Source organism: Streptomyces sp. S07_1.15, assembly GCF_020739505.1.
Taxonomy (GTDB): Bacteria; Actinomycetota; Actinomycetes; order Streptomycetales; family Streptomycetaceae; genus Streptomyces; species Streptomyces xinghaiensis.
Window position 1 is genome coordinate 636098 of the sequence record NZ_JAJBZK010000001.1, and the last position, 22696, is coordinate 658793.

General features: G+C 73.9%; 21 protein-coding genes and 1 pseudogene. 12 read left to right on the plus strand and 10 right to left on the minus strand.

What is annotated here, in order from left to right:
- Positions 1 to 16: 16 nt before the first annotated feature.
- On the plus strand, positions 17 to 1246 hold the full coding sequence (locus tag LIX60_RS02710) for an aminotransferase class V-fold PLP-dependent enzyme (protein ID WP_227957023.1): 1230 nt from the start codon (positions 17 to 19) through the stop codon (positions 1244 to 1246).
- Positions 1247 to 1325: 79 nt separating this feature from the next.
- The gene (locus tag LIX60_RS02715) at positions 1326 to 2087 is read left to right on the plus strand and encodes a trans-aconitate 2-methyltransferase (RefSeq protein WP_227957024.1); all 762 of its coding nucleotides are present in this window, start codon (positions 1326 to 1328) and stop codon (positions 2085 to 2087) included.
- A 56-nt stretch (positions 2088 to 2143) separates the two neighbouring features.
- On the opposite strand, the gene LIX60_RS02720 is transcribed toward LIX60_RS02715, so the two are convergent.
- Both LIX60_RS02720 and LIX60_RS02725 read right to left on the minus strand, forming a co-directional pair.
- Positions 2144 to 2581 carry a protein-tyrosine phosphatase family protein gene (locus LIX60_RS02720; protein ID WP_227957025.1) on the minus strand — a complete coding sequence of 146 codons (438 nt, stop codon included), beginning with the start codon at positions 2579 to 2581 and terminating at the stop codon, positions 2144 to 2146.
- 183 nt (positions 2582 to 2764) lie between these two features.
- Positions 2765 to 3520, minus strand: a pseudogene (locus LIX60_RS02725) (glycosyl hydrolase family 5); the annotation flags it as partial.
- Positions 3521 to 3809: 289 nt separating this feature from the next.
- Here LIX60_RS02725 and LIX60_RS02730 point away from each other — a divergent pair.
- The gene (locus LIX60_RS02730; protein ID WP_227957026.1) at positions 3810 to 4373 is read left to right on the plus strand and encodes a GNAT family N-acetyltransferase; all 564 of its coding nucleotides are present in this window, start codon (positions 3810 to 3812) and stop codon (positions 4371 to 4373) included.
- 208 nt (positions 4374 to 4581) lie between these two features.
- On the opposite strand, the gene LIX60_RS02735 is transcribed toward LIX60_RS02730, so the two are convergent.
- From LIX60_RS02735 to LIX60_RS02745, 3 genes are all read right to left on the minus strand, one after another.
- Positions 4582 to 5247, minus strand: a complete 666-nt coding sequence (locus LIX60_RS02735) for a DUF4360 domain-containing protein (protein WP_227957027.1) — start codon at positions 5245 to 5247, stop codon at positions 4582 to 4584.
- A 522-nt stretch (positions 5248 to 5769) separates the two neighbouring features.
- Complete coding sequence (locus tag LIX60_RS02740) at positions 5770 to 6420, minus strand: DUF4360 domain-containing protein (RefSeq protein ID WP_019708030.1); 651 nt, start codon at positions 6418 to 6420, stop codon at positions 5770 to 5772.
- A 785-nt stretch (positions 6421 to 7205) separates the two neighbouring features.
- Positions 7206 to 7730 carry a GNAT family N-acetyltransferase gene (locus tag LIX60_RS02745; RefSeq protein ID WP_227957028.1) on the minus strand — a complete coding sequence of 175 codons (525 nt, stop codon included), beginning with the start codon at positions 7728 to 7730 and terminating at the stop codon, positions 7206 to 7208.
- Between the two features lie 184 nt (positions 7731 to 7914).
- Here LIX60_RS02745 and LIX60_RS02750 point away from each other — a divergent pair, with 184 nt between their 5' ends.
- Positions 7915 to 8286: a DUF779 domain-containing protein gene (locus tag LIX60_RS02750; RefSeq protein ID WP_227957029.1), complete on the plus strand. Its 372-nt coding sequence runs from the start codon at positions 7915 to 7917 to the stop codon at positions 8284 to 8286.
- Between the two features lie 363 nt (positions 8287 to 8649).
- Here the strand turns inward: LIX60_RS02750 and LIX60_RS02755 are convergent, their stop codons facing one another.
- From LIX60_RS02755 to LIX60_RS02775, 5 genes are all read right to left on the minus strand, one after another.
- Positions 8650 to 8844: a hypothetical protein gene (locus tag LIX60_RS02755; protein ID WP_019708027.1), complete on the minus strand. Its 195-nt coding sequence runs from the start codon at positions 8842 to 8844 to the stop codon at positions 8650 to 8652.
- A 137-nt stretch (positions 8845 to 8981) separates the two neighbouring features.
- Positions 8982 to 9866, minus strand: coding sequence for a phosphatidylinositol-specific phospholipase C/glycerophosphodiester phosphodiesterase family protein (locus LIX60_RS02760; protein ID WP_227957030.1), 885 nt, complete (start codon positions 9864 to 9866; stop codon positions 8982 to 8984).
- A 294-nt stretch (positions 9867 to 10160) separates the two neighbouring features.
- On the minus strand, positions 10161 to 11342 hold the full coding sequence (locus tag LIX60_RS02765; RefSeq protein ID WP_227957031.1) for an acyl-CoA dehydrogenase family protein: 1182 nt from the start codon (positions 11340 to 11342) through the stop codon (positions 10161 to 10163).
- Positions 11339 to 12556, minus strand: a complete 1218-nt coding sequence (locus LIX60_RS02770) for an acyl-CoA dehydrogenase family protein (RefSeq protein ID WP_227957032.1) — start codon at positions 12554 to 12556, stop codon at positions 11339 to 11341. Before LIX60_RS02770 ends, LIX60_RS02765 begins: the two co-directional genes overlap by 4 nt.
- Positions 12557 to 12573: 17 nt before the next feature.
- Positions 12574 to 13557 carry an NADPH:quinone oxidoreductase family protein gene (locus LIX60_RS02775; RefSeq protein WP_227957033.1) on the minus strand — a complete coding sequence of 328 codons (984 nt, stop codon included), beginning with the start codon at positions 13555 to 13557 and terminating at the stop codon, positions 12574 to 12576.
- A gap of 473 nt (positions 13558 to 14030) precedes the next feature.
- On the opposite strand from LIX60_RS02775, the gene LIX60_RS02780 reads away from it, so the two are divergent.
- The 8 genes from LIX60_RS02780 to LIX60_RS02815 all read left to right on the plus strand — a co-directional run bounded on the left by LIX60_RS02780 (position 14031) and on the right by LIX60_RS02815 (position 22548).
- A complete protein-coding gene (locus LIX60_RS02780; protein ID WP_227957034.1) occupies positions 14031 to 14927 on the plus strand; it encodes a glycoside hydrolase family 19 protein in 897 nt (298 codons plus the stop codon).
- 331 nt (positions 14928 to 15258) lie between these two features.
- Entirely contained in the window at positions 15259 to 16584 is a 1326-nt protein-coding gene (locus LIX60_RS02785; RefSeq protein ID WP_227957035.1) for a S1 family peptidase, read from the plus strand.
- Positions 16585 to 17108: 524 nt separating this feature from the next.
- Positions 17109 to 18419 (plus strand): ergothioneine biosynthesis glutamate--cysteine ligase EgtA, encoded by a 1311-nt coding sequence (gene egtA / locus LIX60_RS02790; RefSeq protein ID WP_227957036.1) that lies wholly within the window; start codon positions 17109 to 17111, stop codon positions 18417 to 18419.
- Positions 18416 to 19792 carry an ergothioneine biosynthesis protein EgtB gene (gene egtB / locus LIX60_RS02795; RefSeq protein ID WP_227957037.1) on the plus strand — a complete coding sequence of 459 codons (1377 nt, stop codon included), beginning with the start codon at positions 18416 to 18418 and terminating at the stop codon, positions 19790 to 19792. The genes egtA and egtB overlap by 4 nt, the downstream gene beginning before the upstream one ends.
- Before the next feature lie 73 nt (positions 19793 to 19865).
- Positions 19866 to 20621 (plus strand): ergothioneine biosynthesis protein EgtC, encoded by a 756-nt coding sequence (gene egtC / locus LIX60_RS02800; RefSeq protein ID WP_227957038.1) that lies wholly within the window; start codon positions 19866 to 19868, stop codon positions 20619 to 20621.
- Positions 20618 to 21586, plus strand: a complete 969-nt coding sequence (gene egtD / locus LIX60_RS02805) for an L-histidine N(alpha)-methyltransferase (protein ID WP_227957039.1) — start codon at positions 20618 to 20620, stop codon at positions 21584 to 21586. Before egtC ends, egtD begins: the two co-directional genes overlap by 4 nt.
- A gap of 260 nt (positions 21587 to 21846) precedes the next feature.
- Positions 21847 to 22215: a DUF3140 domain-containing protein gene (locus LIX60_RS02810; protein WP_019706616.1), complete on the plus strand. Its 369-nt coding sequence runs from the start codon at positions 21847 to 21849 to the stop codon at positions 22213 to 22215.
- Positions 22216 to 22332: 117 nt separating this feature from the next.
- Positions 22333 to 22548 carry a dodecin gene (locus LIX60_RS02815; protein ID WP_019706615.1) on the plus strand — a complete coding sequence of 72 codons (216 nt, stop codon included), beginning with the start codon at positions 22333 to 22335 and terminating at the stop codon, positions 22546 to 22548.
- The last annotated feature ends 148 nt before the right edge of the window (positions 22549 to 22696 follow it).

Consider the following 22696-nt stretch of genomic DNA (forward strand, 5'->3'; position numbering starts at 1 on the left):
GGACGGACTGACGCCCATGCCCGACGCGCGGACGGACGGCACGCCGGGGGACACGACGGCGGACACCCTGGAGGAACTGAGCGGCTGGCAGCGGGAGCTGAGGGAGCAGTTCCCCATCATCACCGCCCACCCGGACCTGGTCTATTTCGACAGCGCGGCCACCTCGCAGAAGCCGCGGGCCGTCCTCGGCGCCGTGTCGGAGTACCTGACGACCTCCAACGCCAACGCCGGGCGGGGCGCCTACCCGTGGGCCAACCGGACGACGGCGATGGTCGAGCGGGCCCGGCGCCGGGTCGGGGAGTTCCTCGGCGACACCGGCCGGGAGGGCTCGGGCGTCCACTTCACCAGTGGCACCACGGAAGGGCTGCGGAGCGTCGCCCGCGACTGGCTCACCGGCCTGCTGGCCGACGGCGACGAGATCCTCGTCCCCTTCGCCGACCACCGGGCGAACCTGGAACCCTGGCTGGAGACCCAGCGGCTGCTGCGGCGGCAGGGCGTCGCCGTGCGTCTGCGCGGCCTGCCGTACCAGGAGGTGTCCGGTGACTACGACCACCGGGCGCTGGCCGCGGCGGCCGGACCGCGGACCCGCTTCGCCGCCGTCACCCACGTCCACCACGTCTACGGCGGTGACATGGACGTCCGCCGCGTCCGGGAGGCGGTCGGACCGGATGTGCCGATCTGCTTGGACGCCGCCCAGAGCATCGGCCATCTGCCCGTCTCCGTGCGGGAGCTCGACGTCGACTTCGTGGTCTTCTCCGGGCACAAGGCGCTGGCCCTGCCCGGTACCGGAGCCGTCTGGGCCCGCGACACCCGCGGCCCGGAGTTCCGGCCCGGCGGCTGGCGGGGCACCCCCAACACCGCGGGGATCGCCGCTCTGACGGCCGCCCTGGACTGGCTGGACGCGGCGGGCACGGACCGGATCGCCCGCTGGACCACCGCCCTGACGGCCCGGCTCACCGACCGGCTCCACCGGCTGTCCCCCTACGAGATCCTGGGCTGCCAGGCCAGTCTGCCGGCCGGCTCCGCCGTGCGGCGGCGCCACGGCATCGTCACCTTCCGGCACCGCGACATCCCCTCCGACGACCTCGGTTTCATCCTGTTCAGCCACGGGTTCATGGTGCGGGCGGACAGCCTGTGCCAGGCGGGGGCCGGGGACCGCGAGGGCTCGGTACGGGTCAGCCTGCACGTCTACAACACGGCGGAGGAGGTCGACCGCCTGCTGGCCCTGCTGGAGACACTGCGGTGAATGCGAATGGAAACCGTTTCCATCTGTAGATTACCGTAGGTCCCCGCACGGTGAGAGACGGAAGGGGCGGCACGGACCTATGGGCGTGAGCATGGCGACTGCCAGGCTGTGGGTGGAGCGCTGGGAGCACCAGCAGGAGCACTACGCCACCGACCGGGAAGAGCGGTTCACCGTGATCGCCGACGTCGTCGAGCACGTGACCGCCGGCCGCTCCCGGCCGTACCTCCTCGACCTGGGCTGCGGACCGGGCTCCCTCGCCGCCAGGCTCGCCGCGCGGCTGCCCCGCGCGGAGATCGTCGCCGTCGACATGGACCCCGTCCTGCTGGAGCTCGGCCGGGTCCACCACGCGAACACCGCGCGCTACGTGGACGCCGTGATCGGGGAGGACGGATGGACCGGCGCTCTCGGCCTCGACCGCCCGCTCGACGCGGCCGTGTCCACCACGGCCCTGCACTACCTCCCCGAACCGGATCTCCTGCGCACCTACCGGCAGCTCGCCGCACTGCTGCGTCCGGGCGGCGCCCTGGTCAACGGCGACCGCCTCCCCCCGGCGGATGCCCGCTGCGCCGCCCTCACCGCGCACGTGGGCCGCCGCCGGGCCGAACGCCGGCACACCTGCCACCACGAGGACTGGACGTCCTGGTGGACCGCGGCCGCGCGGGAGCCCGAACTGGCCGACCTGTTCAGCCGCCGTGAGCGGCGCCGCCCGGCCCTCGGCGGCAACGGCAACGGCCTGACACCGGCCCGCCACACGGAACTGCTGCGGCAGGCGGGTTTCCGCCGCGTCACGCCCGTCTGGCAGTTCGGCGACAGCCACGTCCTCACGGCACTCCGGGACTGAACGCGCCGGGCACCCGCCGGGCGGCCGTGACCGCGGGCCGGGGCGGACGGAACGGGTCAGTCCGCGAAGCGCCGGACGTACCGCCGCTGCCAGGGGGTCTCCACGGCGCGCCGGTCATAGGCGCGGCGTACGAACTCCACGGCGCGGCCGGCCGGTACGCCGTCCAGGACGGCGAGACAGGCCAGCGCCGTGCCCGTACGGCCCCGGCCGCCACCGCAGGCGATCTCGACGCGCTCACCCGCCTCTCCCGCACGCGTCCACGCCGCGCGGAGGACGGCCCGGGCCTCCGCCCGGTCGGCGGGCAGCCGGAAATCCGGCCAGCGCAACCAGTGCGCGTCCCACGGGACTTCGGGGGGACGACCGCCCAGCAGATACACGCCGTACGTGGGCTCCGGGCCGGCCGGAAGCGGCCGCCGCAGCCCCCGGCCCCGGACCGCGCGTCCGGAGGGGAGCCGCAGCACGCCCGCGTCCGTGGGCTGCCATGTCCGGGTCACCCGTCCACCGTATCCGCGGCCGGCGGCTCACGGGTGCGGAAGAAGGCGGTCCCCCGGCACGGTGACCGCCTCCTCCACGGCGTGCGGCCGGGGCGGCGGCCGCGCCGGAGGAACCGCCCCCGGCGCGGCCGGCTCCCGGCCGGGCGCCATGACGCCGTGCGGACCGCGGTGCGGCGGCTAGCCGTTCACCGAGGCGGAGAAGGACTGCACGCCCAGTCCGGCACCGCCGCTCCACGGTTCGAAGCCGGCCTGGATGCTGGTCATGTACCAGTTGTTGCCGGCCATGCCGCGGTTGACGGTCTCCTCGACGAAGTCCATGACGTCGAAGCTCCAGCTGGGGAGCGCGGACGGCGACACGAAGGAGATGACGTCGTTGCCGCCGTTGTTGCCGGTCCACACCTCCCAGCTCCGCCCGCCGACGTTCGCCGTGCCGGTCTGCGAACCGATGGGCTGGATCGGCCCCACCCGGTTGAACCAGATCATGATCTCCGTCCGGTTGACGCCGGTCCGCTTGGGCTCCGGGTCGAGCCAGATGTCGTAGGACGCGTTGTAGACCGCATCGGAGGTGAACTGGTACGAGATGCTGCTCGGCGCGCTGCTGATGGAGCCGATCTGCATCGGCAGTCTGGTGCCCGGTGAGCAGTTGGCGTAGTGGCAGCCGGTGTAGATCGACGGGTAGGACTTGGGCGCGCCGTCGGTCGAGACGCTGCCGTCGGCCTGGGTGAGCCGGAAGCCGTTGCCGGTGACGTCGATGCACTGAGTGGCGCTGGTGCCCCAGCGGTTGTTCTGCACGACGTACTGCCCCTGGACGGTGGAGGTCCCGTACTGGTCGCAGATCACCGGGTCCGCCGCGGCCGACGGCGCCGTGACCGCGGAGCCGGCCAGCAACCCGAGGGCCACCAGGAGCGCCGTTGCGGCGGAGCGTATGCGGAGTTTCATGAGATCCCTTCAGCGGTTGCGGATGGAGGGGGGTGGAGCGTGGGAGCGCTCCCATTCACATGCGCCGGAGCGGACTGTATGACTCCGGCGGAAGACTGGCAAGAGATGCCACCATGTGGCCCACACGGTCCCGCGCCGCGCGGCCGACCGCTCCGGCCGCCCGGAACCCCGCACCTCCGGACCGAGGGCGCGCCCCACGCTCGCGGGCCGGCCGTGCGGCCCCGCGGCGACCGCGGCCCGCACAACGGCCACAGCGGCCACAACGGCTCACCACGGCAAGGAGGCCGGCATGACCGGAGAGACCCGGGGCGAGACCCGGCGGGACGGCGTCCGGCTCGTCCACACCGCCCATCTGGACGCCGCCTCCCGGCGGGCCGCGCGAGCCCTGCTCGACGTGGTCTTCGAGGGGGACATGGCCGACGACGACTGGGAGCACGCCCTCGGCGGCTGGCACGCCCTGGTCTGGGAGAACGCCGAACTGATCGGACACGCCTCCCTCGTCCAGCGGCGGCTGCTCCACGGCGGCCGGGCGCTGCGCGCCGGATACGTCGAGGGGGTGGGCGTCCGCCCGGACCGGCAGGGCCGCGGCCACGGCTCGGCCATGATGACGGCGCTGGAGGGCGTGCTCCGCGGCGCCTACGAGCTGGGCGCCCTCGGCTCGACCGACGAAGGCGAGCGGTTCTACGCGAGCCGGGGCTGGCAGCGCTGGCTGGGCCCCCTCTCCGCGCTCACCCCGGACGGGGTCGTCCGCACCGAGGAGGAGGACGGCTGTGTGCACGTGCTGCCGCTCTCCACCCCGCTGGACCTCACCGGGGAACTCGTCTGCGACTGGCGCGACGGGGACGTCTGGTGAGCGGCCGGCCGGCGCCCCGGGCGCGGTGGGTACGAGACGGGGGCGCGGAGCCGTGGAACCGGCTCCGCGCCCGTCACCCCGCCGGGCGCGGCCGGCGCGCACGGCCGTGCCCAGCGGGGAGTTGCTGCTGTGCCAGATGGATCGGAAAGGCCCGTTCCGGTCAGTCGCGACGGCCGGGCGGGCCGGTGCCGTCCGGGGTGATCAGCCCTCAGTCGTCACCCGGCTCGCACCGCTTCCAGGCCATCTGGTAGGTGGTGTCGACGGAGCCGTCGGTGGAGTCCATCGTCATCAGACTGGTGGTCTCCTTGGTGTTGGACGTCCCGGCGTTGACCCGCAGCTCCGTGTTGATGTTGAAGTTGCGGATCTCGCCACACGGGGCCCAGACCAGCGCGGGCAGCTCGGTGGTGTGCGTGACCTGCCAGTTGTCGTCCAGCGGCCCGACGAACTGCTCCTGGCGGGAGTCCGTGTTGGACGCCCCCTGGAAGTAGTACGACGCCTTCTGCATCGCGTTGGCGCCGTCCTCGAGGTACGCGTAGCCGCGGTAGTCCACCTTGGCGATGGCGTACGTGAAGCCCTGCGGGACCTTCATCGCCAGGTTGAGCTGGCAGTTCTTTCTGAAGTCGGTCGGCTTGGCCCCGACACCGACCTGCGCGAGGTATTCGCTGTAGGTCACGGTGAAGGCCGTGTTGTCCTCGGAGACGGCGACGGCGGCCGTCCCCGCCGGGCAACCCGAGCCATTGACGGTCGCAACCGTAATGATCATCTTGTCGGTCGGCACATCCGTGAAATACGGCGGCGTCGCGATCGGGCCCGGAATGAATGAGGTGGCGAACAACGCTGTTGCCGCGCCGGCCGCTGCGAGTACACCGGACATGGTTCTCCAATCGGTCTGCTGTGGACCGCGCCGGGATACAGGGATGCCCCGGCGCCGTTTGCTGTATGGAACCCGCCGAACCCTTCGCCGGCTCCGCCACGGGATTTCCCGATTCCAATACTCGGAATGCGCTCGGGGAAGTCCTGTGCTTCGGCACGGAAAAGGGCTCGGAAGAGAAGACCCCGTGTTCTCGTATCGCATGGCCCGTCCCCTCCGCGAACCAAGGGCATTCCGAGGGGGTGGGGTGGTCCCCGCGCACCGACGGCAGCCGCCGTGGGGGCGCGGGGATGTCAACCCGGGCCGTTCGAGTTCCGCAACCGTGCGGCACCTGGGTTCCGCAGGTCCGGAGTGGGGGGTGCTGGTATCCGGTCACCAGTCCTCTGGTCTGGATCACCGGTTGTGCGTCCCGCGGTGTTCCTTCTCCCGCTCGTGAACCACGCCCCGTGGTCCACGGCCGGCTCCCGGGCCGTGAACCCCGGCGAGTGCCCGGGACGCCACCGCGCGGGGTGCGCGCGGAGCCCGTCAGCTACCGCATTCCTTCCAGGCCATGTGGTAGACCGTGCTGACCGCGGCGTCCGTGGAGTCCATGGTCATGAAGCTGGTCGTGCTCTTGGTGTCCGAGTCGCCACCGTCGACCCGCAGTTCGGTGTTGATGTTGAAGTTGCGCTTCACACCGCAGGGGGCCCAGACCAGCTCGCCGTACTCCTTGCTGACCGACGCCTGCCAGTTGTTGTCGAACGGGCCCTTGAACGTGCGCGAGGTCGTGCCCGTGTCGGAGGAGCCCTGGTGGTAGTACGACGCCTTCTGCAGGCCGGTGGCACCGTCCTCCAGGTAGCCGTAGCCGCGGTAGTCGACCTTCGCGATCGCGTAGGTGAAGCCCTGGGGCACGTACACGTCCAGGTTGAGCTGGCAGTTCTTTCTGAAGTCGGTCGGCGAGGCGCCGACGCCGACCTGAGCGAGGTAGTCGCTGTAGGTCACGGTGAAGGCCGTGTTGTCCGGGGAGACGGCGACGGCGGCCGTCCCGGCCGGGCAGCCCGAGCCGTTCACGGTGTTGACGGAGAGCTGGATCTTCTCCGGCGGGACGGTCTCCTCCTGAGCGGAGACGGTGGAAGCGGTGAGGGTGGAAGCGAGTAACGCTGCGGCAGCCCCACTTGCCAGAAGTACACCGGACATGATTCTCCAATCGATCGTCGTGGACCATGACGGAAGGGGGACGATCCCGAATCCGCCCACACTGAACGAGGCCCGGAGAGTCGCGGCGGAACGCCGGCGTGTCAGAGCCTCATCCGGGCAGCGCGCCGGCCCCGGGCAGCGACGCGACACGGCGCGTCACGGATCAGGGTGGGAAAGCTGGCGCTGCTGTCCGAACTCCCGGAGGTCCTCTGCGGAGACAGGGGCACGACGATACGGATCGGAACTCCGCGGCGGCCCGCTGGCGCATTCCGCCGGCCCGGCTGCCTCGACGCGACGGGGTGCCTTCAGCCCGGTTACGGATTCCACCGGTGCATTCGGCGCACCGCCAGGGGGTGCTGAGTTCCAAAACGTACGGCCTGCCGGATCGGGAGGCCAGGTGATGTCTTCAACCATTCCGGTGTCATTACCTGGCCTCCTGCTGACCCGTGGGGGGGCAGGGGTGGGAGCGCTCCCACAATAGGAGGTCCCCAGGACCATGACAAGGGTGCGCGTCTCACCCGGGAAACACGGCCGAAACAAAGCGATCCGGGGCCCGCAGGCAACTCAGGGGCCCGGCCGCATCGTCCGGTGAGGAGACCATGGCGTACCGGAATATGGCCACGCGGCTCACCGAAAGCCCCTTCCGGCGCCCTTTCGGCCGGAAACCGGTCAGTGAGTTCGCGCCACGGCCCGGAAGCGGCGGCCGGGCCATTCGTTCCATTCTGGATTAATGCAGTGGCCACCGAATCCGCTGAGCGAGTCGGGAAACGCGGGATGCCCTGCCCTCACAGGTCGTTGAACGGCCCGGCGTAGGTGAACGGCCCGCGCAGTGCGGGGTCGTAGGCCGTGAGGGCGCGGGCCTGGAAGTGCTCGGTCCACGCGGGGACGGGCGGGACGATGCCGTACTCGGCGGCCGGCCGGAAGCCGAAGCGCGGGTAGTACCCGGTGTGGCCGAGGAGCACGACGAGCGGCTCGCCGAGCGCGTCGGCGGCACCCAGCACGGCGTGCATCAGGGCGGATCCGACGCTCTGCCGCTGCAGGGCCGGCAGCACACCGAGCGGCCCGAGACCGAGAGCGGGAGCCGTTCCGACGCGGCCGCGGGTGCACACGACGTGTCCGGCCACCTCTCCCCCGGCGCCCACCGCCACCAGCGACAGCTCGGGGATCCATGCCCCGTCCACCCGCAACGCGTCCACCAGGCCCACCTCGACGGGCGGTTGGCCGGGTGCCGTGTCCGGCCCGGCGAAGGCGGCGCGGTGGACGGCACGAATGCCCTCGAGGTCTGCGGGTGTCTCGCGTCGGATCAGCATGTCCCGATCCTTTCCGGCGGCTGCCGGGCCCGGCAACGCATTTCCGCGCGGCCCGGCGTGCGCGGGGCTTGCCGCCCGGCCGTCGCCGGTGTGACGGTGGAACGGCGGCACCGTGCGGCACGGAGCCGCGGCCATCGGCGAGGGCCGTCCGGGGACTTGCCGAACCGACGACTGCGGAGCGGACATGAGCGACAGCACGGACACGGCCAGGGTGGAGCTGACCGGGCCGGCGGCGGACCTGCTGCGGCGCCTGCGCGAGGCTCACGGGCCGCTGATGTTCCACCAGTCGGGCGGGTGCTGCGACGGCAGCGCGCCGATGTGCTATCCGGCCGGGGAGTTCAGGACGGGCGGATCCGATGTGCTGCTGGCGGAGCTGGCGGTCGAGGGGGTGCCGGAGCGGGTGCCGTTCTGGATGTCGGCCAGTCAGTACGAGCGGTGGAGCCACACCCGGCTGATCGTGGACGTGGTGGAGGGCCGGGGCAGCGGGTTCTCGCTGGAGGCCCCCGACGGCGTCCGGTTCCTCATCCGGTCCCGGCTGCTGGCGGCGGAGGTCTGAGGAGCCGGGCGGGACGGACGCGGCCCTGGGGATGCGGAGGGACGGTACCCCTTTCGGGCGCGGGGCCCGGACCGGGGCCGTGAGGCGCCGCCCGGACCGCCCGCCGCCCGGCCCCCGACCGACCTGCGCCTTCCTGCTCGACCTGCGCCTTTTCGGGTTATCCACAGGCCCGGACGGATGTCCTCTCCTCGCGCTACGGTCGTCACCAAGAGTGATGAGGTGGATGCGCATCGGGAGGGCGGCGGCATGGTGGCGGAAGCGGACGTCCGGGGCCGGATGGGGCCATGGAGCCGGGGAACAGCGGCGAGCGGGCCCGGGGTGCCCTCCCGGGAGGGCCGGCCGGTCGCGCGGCGGGCTCCGCGGTCAGGGGCGGATGCCGCTGACGAGCTGCGCGGTGGCCGAGATCCCGTTGTACACGGAGGGGGCCACGCCGGTGCCCGCGATCAGGAATCCCACCACGGCGCACAGGATCGCGTGCGAGGTCTTGAGGGATCCGCTGCGCAGGAAGATCAGCGTGATGATCAGGAGCAGCAGGAGCACGGAGATGGATACGACCATCGAGGACAACCTCCTCGGCCGGCCACCCGCAGGTACGGCCGGGACGCGGTACGGAGCGGCTCTGGGGCGTCAGTGTGGCCCATGGCGCGCTCCGCACCGGCTGTCCGTCCGTCCGCCGATCGGGTGCTGACCGAGAGTTATCGCCGCTGTCCGGCGTGGCGGTCGAGGAACGCCTCCAGACCGGCCAGGTCATCGGTGTTGATGTGGTCCGCTCCCGCGGTGAGGAGTTCCGACCAGACGGCGTCGCGCGCCGGGCCCGGCGTGTCGGGGGTGGCCCAGAAGCGCACCCGTCGGCCTTCGCCGTGAGCGGCGGTGACGATCTCGTGGAGTCTTCCGCGCTCGGCGGCGGGCATCGGTCCCACCCCGCGCCAGCCGAAGCTCTGGGTCCAGTTGCTGCTGATCAGCGGGGCGAGCGAGGCCGGGGAGCCGCCCCCGAGGTCGTCGAGACGGCCGTCGTAGAAGGCGTACCGCAGACGCTGTGCCTCCAGGGGCCCGCGGGCCGCGCGGTCGCCGGAGATCACGGCGGTGACCGCGCCGGGGCGGACGCGGCCGTCCACTGCCACGCTCATCATCCGCCGGTAGCGCCGGAGCCGGCGGTGGAGTTCGAGATAGCTCGCCTCGCCGGTGTTCTTGAGGTCGACGAGGAGTTGCACGGGCCGGTGGTGGCCGGGATACACCGCGCCGTGGTGGGCGCGCACCCGGCGCATCAGAGGGTCGAGGTAGAGCGTCTCCAGGGTGCGTTCGGGGGTGAGGTCCTCCGCGTCGTGACCCACGAGGAGTTGTCCGTCGACGAGCCAGATATCGGCCTCGACGCTGGTGAACCGGTGATCGAGGGCGTCGAGAAGGGGGCGGGGATGTTCGTAGTCGTTGTGCGCGTGTGCCCGGCGCAGGGGCGCGGGGCCACGGCGGGCCGGGACCGGTGCGGCCGCCGCCCGTGCGGTGGCCGGTGCGGCGGCGGTGCCGGCGAGGGCGGCGGCGAAGGACGTGACGAGCGTGCGGCGGGTGGGGCGTACGAGGGCCATGGAGCCTCCCGGGCGGACGGCGCGGCGAACCGGCCGCGTGGCGGCCGCGGTTCGCGGTGCTCACGGGCCGGGGTCGGGTGTCGGGTGGACCGTGCCCGAGTATCGCCGCTCCGGTGGCTATCGGTCATCGCAACGTACCTGCCTCCACCGAGAGTTGATGCGCCGTTTCCCCGGTGGTGGCCCTGGGGTCGGACGCGGGCGGCGGACCGGGACGCCGCCGTGCGGGATGCGGCGGCGGGGGGAGGGCCCTCCCCCCGCCGGGGCCCTCCGCGCCGTGCCCGGCTCCGTCCGCTGTCAGTGGGACGGTGCGGGGAGGTCCACCAGGCCGGCGAGGGCCTCCCGGTGCCGTCCCGCGGTGCCGAGCGCCGTGGCGTCCGCCTTGGCCCGCTTGAGGTAGAGGTGCGCGGGGTGTTCCCAGGTCATGCCGATGCCGCCGTGCAGCTGGACGCACTCCTCCGCGGCGCGGACGGCCGTCCGCGAGCAGTGGGCCTGGGCGACGGCCACGGCCACGGGCAGGTCCGGGGAGCCGGTGGCGAGGGCGTCGGCCGCGTTGCGGGCCGCGGCACGGGCCGAGACGATGTCGAGCCAGAGCGCGGCGAGCCGGTGCTTGAGCGACTGGAAGGAGCCGACGGGCCGGTTGAACTGGTGCCGCTCCCGGGTGTGCCGGACCGTCTCGGTGAGGCACCATTCGGCGATGCCGAGCTGTTCCGAGGCGAGCAGTCCCGCTCCGGCGGACAGCGCGCGGCGGATGGCGGCCTCGGCCCGGTCCGGACCGGCGACGGGCCGGGCGGGCGCGTTGTCGAAAGCGGCGTCGGCGAGGGGGCGGGTGAGGTCGAGCGGCACCAGCGGGGTGATGGTGACGCCCGGCGCCGCCGCCTCGACGGCGTAGAGCCCGAGCCCCCCGGGCCCCTCGGCGGGGACGAGCAGCGTCCGGGCCTCGCCGGCGTCGGCGACACCGCGCACGGTGCCGGTGAGCGCCGCGCCGTCACCGGCCCGTACGGTCGTGGCGGGCCGCGAACCGGGGGCGGTGGACCAGGGCAGGGCCAGGGCCGCGGTGGACCGGCCGTCGGCGAGGCCGGCCAGCAGCGCCGCGGTGTCCGTGCCCTCCTCCGGTTCGGTGGAGAGCAGGGCCTCGACGGCGATGACGGCACTGGTGAGATAGGGGGACGGGGCCGCGGCTCGGCCGAGTTCCTCCAGGACGACGGCCGCCTCACGGGCGGAGGCGCCCTGACCGCCGAGGCTCTCCGGTACGAGCAGTCCGGCGGCGCCCATGCCGGCGCCGAGCGCTGTCCACAGGTCCGGGTCGTACGGCCGGCCGGTCTCGATCCGGGCGAGGACGGCGGCCGGCCCGCAGCGGTCGGTGAGCAGGGACCGTACGGCGGAGCGCAGGTCCTCCTCCGCCTCGGAGTACAGCAGGTCCGGTACGGGCTGCTCCGCGGGGGCGGTGGTGGCGTGACCGGTGGTGGCGGCGCTCATCGGGCGAGTTCCTTCCAGGGGACGTCCTTGTCGGTGCGCGGTTCGCCGGGCAGGCCGAGGACGCGTTCGGCGACGATGTTGAGCAGGACCTCGGAGGTGCCGCCCTCGATGGAGTTGCCCTTGGCGCGCAGATAGCGGTAGCCGGCGTCGCGTCCGGTGAAGTCGACGTGCTGCGGGCGGACCATCGTCCAGTCCTGGTAGGTGAGTCCCTCGTCGGCGAGGAGCTCGACCTCCAGACCGCTGATCTCCTGGGCGAGCCGGGCGAAGCCGAGTTTCATGGCCACGCCCTCGGGTCCGGGCTGGCCGGTGGCGAGCTGCTGCCCGAGGCGGATGGCGGCGAGGCGGGCCGCCTCGGCCTCGACCCACAGCCCGAGCAGTCGCTGGTGCAGGTCGTGGGTGCGCAGTTCGGGCCGTTCCCGCCAGCTGGCGGCGGCCTTGCCGATCATGCCGCCCTCACGCGGGATGCGTCCGCCGCCGATGGCGACGCGCTCGTTGTTGAGCGTGGTCTGGGCGACCTTCCAGCCATCGCCGATCTCCCCCAGCCGGTGGCTGTCGGGGATGCGCACCCCGGTGAGGAAGACCTCGTTGAACTCGGCCTCGCCGGTGATCTGGCGCAGCGGGCGCACCTCCACACCCGGGTCGGTCATGTCGCAGAGGAAGTAGGTGATGCCGCGGTGTTTGGGCTGGTCCGGGTCGGTGCGGGCGATGAGGATGGCCCAGCGGGCGACGTGGGCGCTGGAGGTCCACACCTTCTGGCCGTCGACCACCCAGTCGCCGGTGCCGTCCTCGCGCACGGCGCGGGTGGCGAGGGCCGCGAGGTCGGAGCCGGCGCCGGGCTCGCTGAAGAGCTGGCACCACACCTCCTCGCCGGTCCACAGCGGCCGCAGGAAGCGTTCCTTCTGCTCCTCGGTGCCGTACCGCAGGATGGTCGGCGCGGCCATGCCGAGGCCGATACCGATCCGGCGGGGGTCGTTGTCGGGGGCGCCGGCCGCCTCCAGTTCGGTGTCGACGACCCGCTGCAGGGAGCGCGGAGCGCCGAGGCCGCCGAGGCCTTCGGGGAAGTGCACCCAGGCGAGTCCGGCGTCGAAGCGGGCCCGGAGGAACTCCTCGCGGGGTGTGGTGGCGGGGTCGTGGGCGTCGAGCAGGTCCCGGACGCGGCGGCGCAGCCCGTCGGCGTCCGGTGCCGGCTGCGGTGCGGCGGCGTTGCGCGGCATGTCGCGGCTCCTTGCGGTCAGTTGGGGGTGATGACGACGCGGCCGGTGGTCAGGCCGTCGGCCACGCGCTGGACGGCCGCGGCGGCGCCGTCGAGCGGTACGCGCTCGCTGACCAGGGGTTTGATGGCACCCCGGGCGGCGAGTCCGGTGAGTTCCTCGTGGCAGGCGCGGACGGCGGCCGGGTCCTTGGTGTTGTAGAGCCCCCAGTGCAGGCCGAGGATCGAGTAGTTCTTGACCAGGGCGTGGTTGAGGCCGGGAGCGGGGACGGTGCCGCCGGCGAAGCCGACGACGATCACCCGCCCCTCGAAGGCGATGCATTTGACGGACTTGGCGTAGGCGTCGCCGCCCACCGGGTCGTAGACCACGTCGGCGCCCCGGCCGCCGGTGGCCTCCTTGACGGTGGCGACGATGTCGTCGGTGTGCCGGTCGATGACGAGGTCGCAGCCCAGTTCGCGGGCCACGGCGGCCTTCTCCGCTCCGCCGGTGACGCCGATGACGGTGGCTCCCGCCGCTTTGCCGAGCTGGACCGCGGCGCTGCCGACCCCGCCCGCGGCGGCGTGCACGAGCAGGGTCTCCCCGGGCTGGAGCCGGGCCCGGCGGTGGAGACCGAACCAGCCGGTCTGGTACCCGATGTGCAGGGCGGCGGCCTCGGCGTCGTCGAGTGCCTCCGGTGCGGGCAGCACGGTGGCGGAGTCGGCGACGGTGAGTTCGGCGAATCCGCCGCCGGGCAGCGGCGGCTGGGCGAGGACGCGGGCGCCGGGCCGGGCCCCGGTGGCGTCACCGGCGGCGACGACCTCGGCGCAGACCTCGACGCCGGGGGTGAAGGGCAGCGGTGGCCGGACCTGGTACTGGCCGCGGCAGAGCAGTGCGTCGGGGAAGTTGACGTTGGCGGCGCGGACCCGCAGCAGCAGCTGCCCCGGGCCGGGCACGGGGTCGGGCACCTCGTCGAGGCGCATCACCTCGCGCGGTTCGCCGTTCTCGTGTACGCGCCATGCCTTCATCCGGTGGCCTCCGTGAACCGTTCCGTACAGCGTCGACAAGTGACAGGGGACTGAGGGGGGCGGAAGCTGCGGACCACCCGCCAGCGGCATACTAAGCGGTCGCTCTGCTCCGGGAACAGAGGCGGGGCGAGATCCCTGCCACCATCCCCCGGCCGCCCCCGCCCACGGACGCCCGCCCGGCCGGGCCGCCGGAACACGCAAACCCCGCCCCGAACCGGCACGGCCGCCGTGGCGACAAGACGGGCAACACCGGCCAACACCCCTGACAGAGGGCCGCGTTCGGCCCCTGCCCGGAGAAAAAAAATGGTCTAGACCTTGACTGGTGTAGACCAGTGCGATTGAGTGCCTGACCAACCCCCCATCGGCCGGCCCGGCGGGCCGCCCGGCCGCGGCGCCCCCTGCCCGCGGCCCGAGGCGCGGACCCGTGCCGGGGCCGGCCCAAGGCGGCGCACTGCCGCATAAGGAGTGATCGCGTGTCGCGACGTCTTCTGGCGTCACTCACCACCCTGCTCGTCTGCGGCGGACTGGCCGCACCCGTGGCCGCCTCGGCCGCTCCCGGTTCCGCGGCCCGGACCGCGGCCTGCTCCGCGCAGAACTGGACGGCCGGGCAGTGGTACCCGGCGGGCTCGGTCGTCCGCTACACCGACGGCCGGTACTACCGCGCCGAGCACGACAACCCGGGATACGACCCGGTGATCAGCACCTGGTACTGGGAGCCGTACTCCTGCGAGGGCGGCGACCCGGCACCCAGCGGCTTCGTGGTGAGCGAGGCCCAGTTCGAGCGCATGTTCCCGAACCGGAACTCCTTCTACACCTACAGCGGTCTGAAGGCGGCGCTGAGCGCCTACCCCGGCTTCGCCAACACCGGCAGCGACACCGTCAAGCGGCAGGAAGCGGCCGCCTTCCTGGCCAACGTCGCCCACGAGACCGGCGGCCTGGTGCACATCGTCGAGCAGAACACCGCCAACTACCCGCACTACTGCGACACGTCCCAGCCGTACGGCTGCCCCGCCGGGCACGACGCGTACTACGGCCGCGGGCCCATCCAGCTGAGCTGGAACTTCAACTACAAGGCGGCCGGTGACGCCCTCGGCATCGATCTGCTGAACAACCCGTTCCTGGTGCAGAACGACGCGGCCGTGGCCTGGAAGACCGCCCTGTGGTACTGGAACACCCAGAGCGGTCCCGGCAGCATGACCGGCCACGCCGCGATGACCGGCGGTCACGGTTTCGGCCAGACCATCCGCAGCATCAACGGCAGCCTGGAGTGCGACGGGAGGAACCCGGCGCAGGTACAGAGCCGCATCGACAAGTACCGGCAGTTCACGGGCATCCTCGGCACCGACCCGGGCGGCAATCTCTCCTGCTGAGAGGCTGCCCGCCCACCCCCGTACGCCCGCCACGGCACACCGCCGCGGCGGGCGTACCGCTGTGCACGAGGCCTTCACCCCCATGCTCCGGGCCCGTGCAGCCCACGTCCCACCGGGCACTTCTCGTCAATTCTCTGTCCCCTTGAGGCAATCCGGGCCGCCGTACGTAGGTGATGGGTGAACAGGCGCACGGGGAGCCGAGCACCGCGACCGCTCGCGTCTGTCCGCACGGCAGGAGGACCCGCTCGCGGTGTCCGCCCCGCCGCAGCCCCACAAGCCGGACCGGCCGGACCCCCAGCGGCCGGTCCGCCCCCCGATGGAGGTCAGTCAGTTGAGCCACCGACGAGTCAACAAGCGGACGGGCGCCATAGCCGCGGCCTCCGCAGCCGCCCTCGCGGGAGCGGTGATCCTGCTGCCGAACGCGAACGCCAGTGACGAGAAGGAGGCCACCCCCAGAACGTTCGCCGGCCCGGCCGCGGCCAAGACCGGCACCGCCCTCGCGGCCGACCTGGGCGCCGACGCCGCTGGCTGGTACTTCGACGGCGAGTCCGGGCGGCTCGTCATGAACGTCCTGGACGAGGAAGCCGCGGAGACCGCCCGCGCCAAGGGCGCCGAGGCGCGGATCGTGGACAACAGCATGACCGAGCTGAAGGCGGCCACCCGGACACTCGGCGACAAGGCGTCGATCCCGGGCACCGCCTGGTCGATCGACCCCAAGACCAACAAGGTGTCCGTCCTCGCCGACCGCACCGTGACGGGCGACAAGCTCGCCGCACTGGAGCAGGCCACCGACGGCATGGCGGGCCTGGTGACCGTCAAGCGCAGCCAGGGCGAGTTCAAGCCCTTCGCCGACGGCGGCGACGCCATCTTCGGCGGCGGCTCGCGCTGCTCCCTCGGCTTCAACGTGGACGTGAACGGCGCCCCGGGCTTCCTGACCGCCGGTCACTGCGGCAACGTCGCCGCCGCCTGGACGAACGACCAGGCCGGCGCCGAGCCGCTCGGCACGACGGCCGAATCCGTCTTCCCCGTCAGCGACTTCGCCCTGGTGATGTACGACGACCCGGCGACGGAGGCCCCGAGCACGGTCGATCTGCAGGACGGCACCACGCAGGAGATCACGGAGGCCGCGGAGGCCAGTGTCGGCATGGCGGTGCAGCGCTCCGGCAGCACCACCGGTCTCAGTGACGGCACGGTCACCGGCCTCAACGCCACCGTCAACTACGGCAACGGCGACATCGTCAACGGCCTGATCCAGACCGATGTCTGCGCCGAGCCGGGCGACAGCGGCGGTGCCATGTTCTCCGGCAACGCGGCCGTGGGCCTCACCTCGGGCGGCAGCGGTGACTGCACCGTCGGCGGCGAGACCTTCTTCCAGCCGGTGACCACCGCGCTGGAGGCCGTGGGCGCGACGATCGGCGCCGGTGGCGCGGGAGCCGGCGGCGAGGCCGGCGAGGGAGCCGGTGCCGGTGACGAGGCCGGCGCGGGCGGCGAGGCCGGTGACGGCGCGGCCGGCGAGGAGGCCGGTGACGCGGGTGACATCGACGCCGGTGACGAGGGCCTCGGCGAGGAGGACGGCTTCGGCGGTGCCGCGGACGGCCGGGCCGGCCACGGCGCCCGGGACGACTCCACCGACACCCGGACGGGCCACCGCTCGTAACGGCGGTCCGGGGGCGTGGCCGCCGGCCGGCCGCCTCCCCGGGCCCCCTCGCACCTGACGCGTGATCCGGGCGCGGGGCCCGGGTACCTCTCCCCTGGTACCCGGGCCCCGCGCCCGTCTTCCGCTCCCACCACGGGGCCCTGCCGCAGAGCTTCCGCCCTCTCCCGGAGCCCTGCTCCCCGCCCGTTCGCCCGTGCCGAAAGTCCGCCGGTGCCGGGGGCGGGACTTCCCGCCGCTCACCGGGTGCCGGGAGACCACGCCGGCACGGCGGCACCTCCCCGCGCCGTCCCCCGTCCCGCAGCGCCCCCCGTCCCGCGGCGCCACCCCTCTCCGCCGCCCGGCGCGCCCCCGTCACGCTCCGTCTCCCCTCTCCCCCGGCCCCCGGGCCGCGCTTCCCGCCCTTGGGGAAGGAGGGCCGGAGAGGCACTCTTGAGTACATCCGCCGCAGCGGGTTAGGTGATGCGGGACGGCACCGGTTCACCTACCGTGAGCAGGTGCCGCCGCCACACCGGGAGGTACCGGACATGACCGATGTCTTCGACGCGCCCATCCCTCCGCCGGAGCCCCGCGCCCGGCCCGTCACCGCCGCCGAGGTCGACGCCCAGGTGCGTGGCGTCTGCTTCAAGACCGGGCCGCCGCGCAGGCTCGGGGTGGAACTCGAATGGTTCATCCACGATCCGCGCGATGCCCGCTCCGCCGTCGAGCCGTCCCGGCTCTCCGCCGCCCACGCCGCCCTGCGCGGCCTCACCCTCCGCTCCGCGCTCACCTTCGAACCCGGCGGGCAGATCGAGCTCAGCTCTCCCCCGGCCGGCTCCCTCGCCGCCTGCGTGGCGGACGCGGCCGCCGATCTGCGCCGCGTACGCACCGCCCTGGCCGCCCGCGGCCTGGCCCTCGCCGGGCACGGCCACGATCCGTGGAACCCCCCGCGCCGGCTGCTCACCGCTCCCCGCTACCGCGCCATGGAGGCGTACTTCGACCGCGCCGGTCCCGCCGGCCGGGCCATGATGTGCGCCACCGCCTCCGTCCAGGTGTGCCTGGACGCCGGTCACGAGGAGCCCGGCCCGCTCGGCCACGCCCGCCGCTGGCGGCTGGCGCATCTGCTGGGCGCCGTGCTCGTGGCGGCCTTCGCCAACTCCCCGCTCCGGCAGGGCGCCCCCACCGGCTGGCGCTCCACCCGGCAGGCCCTCTGGGCCGAGCTCGACCCCGGCCGCGCCCTGGCGCCCCCCGACGGTCCGGAGCCGCGCACCGCCTGGGCGTCGTACGCCCTCGACGCACCCGTCATGTGCGTCCGGTCCGACAACGGCGGGCCGTGGACCCTTCCCCCGGACGGGCTGACGTTCCGCCACTGGATCGCGGGCGGCGCCCCCCGGCCTCCGACCGCCGACGATCTCGCCTACCACCTGACCACCCTCTTCCCCCCGGTCCGGCCGCGCGGCCATCTGGAGCTGCGCATGATCGACGCGCAGCCGGGCGAGGACGGCTGGATGGTGCCGCTCGCGGTGACCGCCGCCCTGTTCGACGACCCGGCCGCCTCCGCGGCGGCCGCACGGGCCGTCGAACCGCTCGCCGCCACCGCCGGCACGGACCCCCCGCCCGGCAACCCGCTGTGGCGGACCGCGGCCCGCCACGGCCTCGCCGACCCCGCACTCCGGGCCGCCGCCGGGACCTGCTTCGCCGCCGCCCGCGAGGCGCTGCCCCGGCTCGGGGCACCGCCCGCCGTACGCGACGCGGTGGCCGATTTCGCCGAACGCTATGTCGCCCGGGGCCGCTGCCCCGCCGACGACCTGCTCGACCTGCACGGACAGCCGGCACCAGGGAAGGAGAGCCGCCCATGACGGCCACCGAACGGACCAGCCCCGCCGCCCGCGACACCGCGGAGAGCGTCCTCCCCGCGACCGCCCCGGACGCCTTCCGCCGCCGGGCCGCCGACGCCCTCACCGCCGCCCGCGACCGGACCGCTCTGCTCACCTCCTGCGTCGACGACCCCGAACTCACCGCGCAGCACTCGCCGCTGATGTCCCCGCTCGTCTGGGACCTCGCCCACATCGGCAACTTCGAGGACCAGTGGCTGCTCCGCGCCGTCGGCGGCCGCGAAGCGCTCCGCCCCGACGTCGACGCCGTCTACGACGCCTTCGAGCACCCGCGCGCCGAGCGCCCCTCCCTGCCGCTGCTGCCGCCCGGCGAGGCCCGCCACTACGTCGCCGACGTGCGGACCCGGGCCCTCGACGTGCTGGCGGACACCCGGCTGGAGGGCCGGGAACTGACCGACGCGGCCTTCGCCTTCGGCATGATCGCCCAGCACGAGCAGCAGCACGACGAGACCATGCTCATCACCCACCAGCTGCGCCGCGGCCCCGCCGCGCTGACCGCCCCCGCGCCACCGCCCGCCCCCGCCGACGCGGCCTCGCTGCCGGCCGAGGTCCTCGTGCCCGGCGGCCCGTTCACCATGGGCACCTCCGCCGAACCGTGGGCCCTCGACAACGAACGGCCCGCGCACCGGCGCGACGTCCCGGCCTTCCTCATCGACACCGTCCCCGTCGGCAACGGCGCCTACCTGCGCTTCATCGAGGACGGCGGCTACGAGGAACCGCGCTGGTGGGCACCGCAGGGCTGGGCGTACATCCGCGGACACGGCCTGCGGGCCCCCCTGTTCTGGCGCCGCGAGGGCTCCGGCTGGGTGCGCCGCCGGTTCGGCGTCACGGAACCCGTACCGCCCGGTGAACCCGTGCTCCACGTCAGCTGGTACGAGGCCGACGCCTACGCCCGCTGGGCCGGCCGGCGCCTGCCCACCGAGGCCGAGTGGGAGAAGGCCGCCCGGCACGACCCGGCCACCGGCCGCTCCCGCCGCTACCCCTGGGGCGACGCCGACCCGGGACCGGACCACGCCAACCTCGGGCAGCGGCACCTGCGGCCCGCGCCCCTGGGCAGCTGGCCGCGCGGCGCCTCACCGCTCGGTGTGCGGCAGCTGATCGGCGACGTGTGGGAGTGGACGGCGAGCGACTTCCTCCCCTACCCGGGCTTCCGCGCCTTCCCCTACCGCGAGTACTCGGAAGTCTTCTTCGGCCCGGAGCAGAAGGTGCTGCGCGGCGGCTCCTTCGCCGTCGACCCGGTGGCCTGCCGGGGCACCTTCCGCAACTGGGACCTGCCGGTGCGCCGCCAGATCTTCGCCGGTTTCCGCACGGCCCGCGACCTGCCGGAGAGCCTGTGACCGCCCGGCGCGGGCGGCCGCCCGCGACCGCCGTCGCCCCCCTCGGCCCGGCCCCGGGACGGGGGTGCCTCTGATGTGCCGGCATGTGGCCTACCTGGGACCCGGCGTTCCCTGGCAGGACGTCCTGGTGACCCCCGGGCACGGGCTGTACCGCCAGTCCTGGGCGCCGCGCCGCCAGCGGTACGGCACCGTCAACGCCGACGGCTTCGGCGTCGGCTGGTACGCGGACGGCGACCCGGTGCCGGCCCGCTACCGCCGCGCCGGGCCGGTCTGGGCCGACCAGTCCTTCGCCGACCTCGCCCGCGTCGTGCGCACCCGTGCGCTGCTCGCGGCCGTACGGGACGCGACCGAGGCCGGCGCCGACGGCGAGGCCGCCGCCGCGCCCTTCGCCGCCGGGCCCTGGCTGTTCAGCCACAACGGGGCCCTCACGGGCTGGCCCGCCTCGGCCGCCCCGCTCGCTGCCGGACTGCCGCCCGAGGACCTGCTGACGCTCCAGGCCCGCTGCGACTCGGCCTTCGTCTGGGCGCTCGTCCTCCACGCGCTGCGCCGCGGCGACGCCCTGGGCGACGCCCTCTCTGCCGCCGTCGAGCAGCTGGCCGCGGCGGCGCCGGGCTCCCGGCTCAACCTGCTGCTCACCGACGGCGGCACCGTGGCCGCCACCGCCTGGGGGGACACCCTCTGGTACCTGGCGGACCCGGCCGCGCGCCGCACCGTCGTGGCCTCCGAGCCCTACGACGACGACCCCCGCTGGGCCGAGGCACCCGACCGCACCCTGCTCACCGCCACCCGCACCGATGTTCTCCTGACCCCGCTCAAGGAGCCCGCGTGAGTCCGTTCGCCGTCACCCGCACCCTGCCCGCCGACGCCACCGCCGCCGCTCTCCGCACCGACGTCCTCCGCGGGCTGTCCCGCCGCCCCAAGGAGCTGCCGCCCAAGTGGTTCTACGACGCCCGCGGCAGCGAGCTGTTCGAGCGGATCACGCGGCTGCCCGAGTACTACCCGACCCGCGCCGAGCGGGAGATCCTCGCCGCCCGCGCGGACGCCGTCGCCGCGGCGAGCGGCGCCCGCACCCTGGTGGAACTCGGCTCCGGCTCCTCCGAGAAGACCCGCCATCTGCTGCGGGCCCTGGACGGCCTGCGGGCCTATGTCCCCGTGGACGTCAGCGAGTCGGCGCTGCGCCTCGCGGGGGAGAGCCTGCTCGCGGACCACCCGGAGCTCGACGTCCACGCCCTGGTCGCCGACTTCCAGCACGGGCTCCGGCTCCCGGACACCCCCGGCCCTCGCCTGGTGGCCTTCCTCGGCGGCACCATCGGCAATCTGCTGCCCGCCGAGCGCGCCGCGTTCCTGGCGGCCGTGCGCTCCCTGCTCACCCCCGGCGACACGCTGCTGCTCGGCACCGACCTGGTCAAGGACGAGCGGACGCTGGTGGCGGCCTACGACGACGCCCAGGGCGTCACCGCGGCCTTCAACAAGAACGTCCTGTCCGTCATCGACCGCGAGCTGGGCGCCGACTTCGACCCGGACGACTTCGACCACGTCGCGCTCTGGGACGCGGAGCACGAGTGGATCGAGATGCGGCTGCGCGCCCGGCACGCACTGACCGCGAAGATCCCCGCCCTGGACCTCGCCGTCACCTTCGACGCGGGCGAGGAGCTGCGCACCGAGGTCTCGGCGAAGTTCCGGCGCGAGGGCGTACGGCAGGAGCTGGCCGCCGCCGGTCTGGAGCTGCGCCACTGGTGGACGGACGACGAGGGCCGCTTCGCCCTGTCACTGGCGGGTCCGGCCGGGGACTGAGCGGACGGTCCGGGCGGGCCCGGCGCCTCACCGGCGCGGCCCGCCCCCGGCCGGCCCGGCCGCTTCTCCGGTGTCCCGCCCGGCCGTCGGCCCGCCCGCCTCCTCGGCCCGGATCCGGAGCAGCAGGTCCCGCCCCGTCCGGACTCCGCCGGCCCGGGCCCGTTTCCCCGCGCCCGGGCCGGGCACCCGTGGGTGTCGTAAGCACCCGGCGTCGCTGACGCCGGGACGAACCGACGGAAACCGGGCCCGGGAGGCACACCGTGGCTGACACATCGGCTCACATCTCCACCATCGAGCTCGACGCGCTCTGGGACGAGTTCCACCGCGTGGTGAACATGAACTCCGAGGAACTCGCCGCATGGCTGCGGACGGAATCCGCCGGCGAGGTCAGCGAGACCGAACCGGACCACTCCGGCACCGAGCTGGGCAGGCACGTCCTGCACATCCTGCAGAAGCGCCGCACCGACCTCACCGACGACGACATCCGGGTGATGCACAAGATCGTCGACCGGGTGACGGACCAGCGCCGCGAGGACATGGAACCGGTCGCCGGGCAGAGCTCCTGGCGGCACCGGCTCATGAACATGGGCCACGACCCGCTGAAGCCCCCGCGCGACACCGGGCGGTAGTCCGCTCCACCGCTCGGCCCCCTCGCCTCGCGCGGACGCCGCCGCCGGGGCACGGTGGGTCGTGACCACCCCGTCCCCGCCCCGCCCCCGCCCTTCACACAGCCAGGGAGAACCCCCATGACCAACCACGTCTACCGGGTGACCGAGATCGTCGGCTCGTCGCACGAGGGACTGGACGACGCGATCCGCAACGGCATCCGCCGCGCCTCCGAGACCCTGCGCCACCTGGACTGGTTCGAGGTGACCGAGATGCGCGGACAGATCAAGGACGGACAGGTCGAGCACTACCAGGTCGGCCTGAAGGTCGGCTTCCGGCTGGAGGAGGCGGGCTGACGGGCCCCCGGGGGTCCGTCCCGCCCCGGCGGCGCCCTCCCGTCCGTCCCCCGAACGGACCGCCGGGGTAACCCGGCCGGACCTCCCCGGCGGGCACGCCCTCCGCGTCTGGCGGAGGCTGTACGGAAGCGGGCCCGCGCCCGCCCTC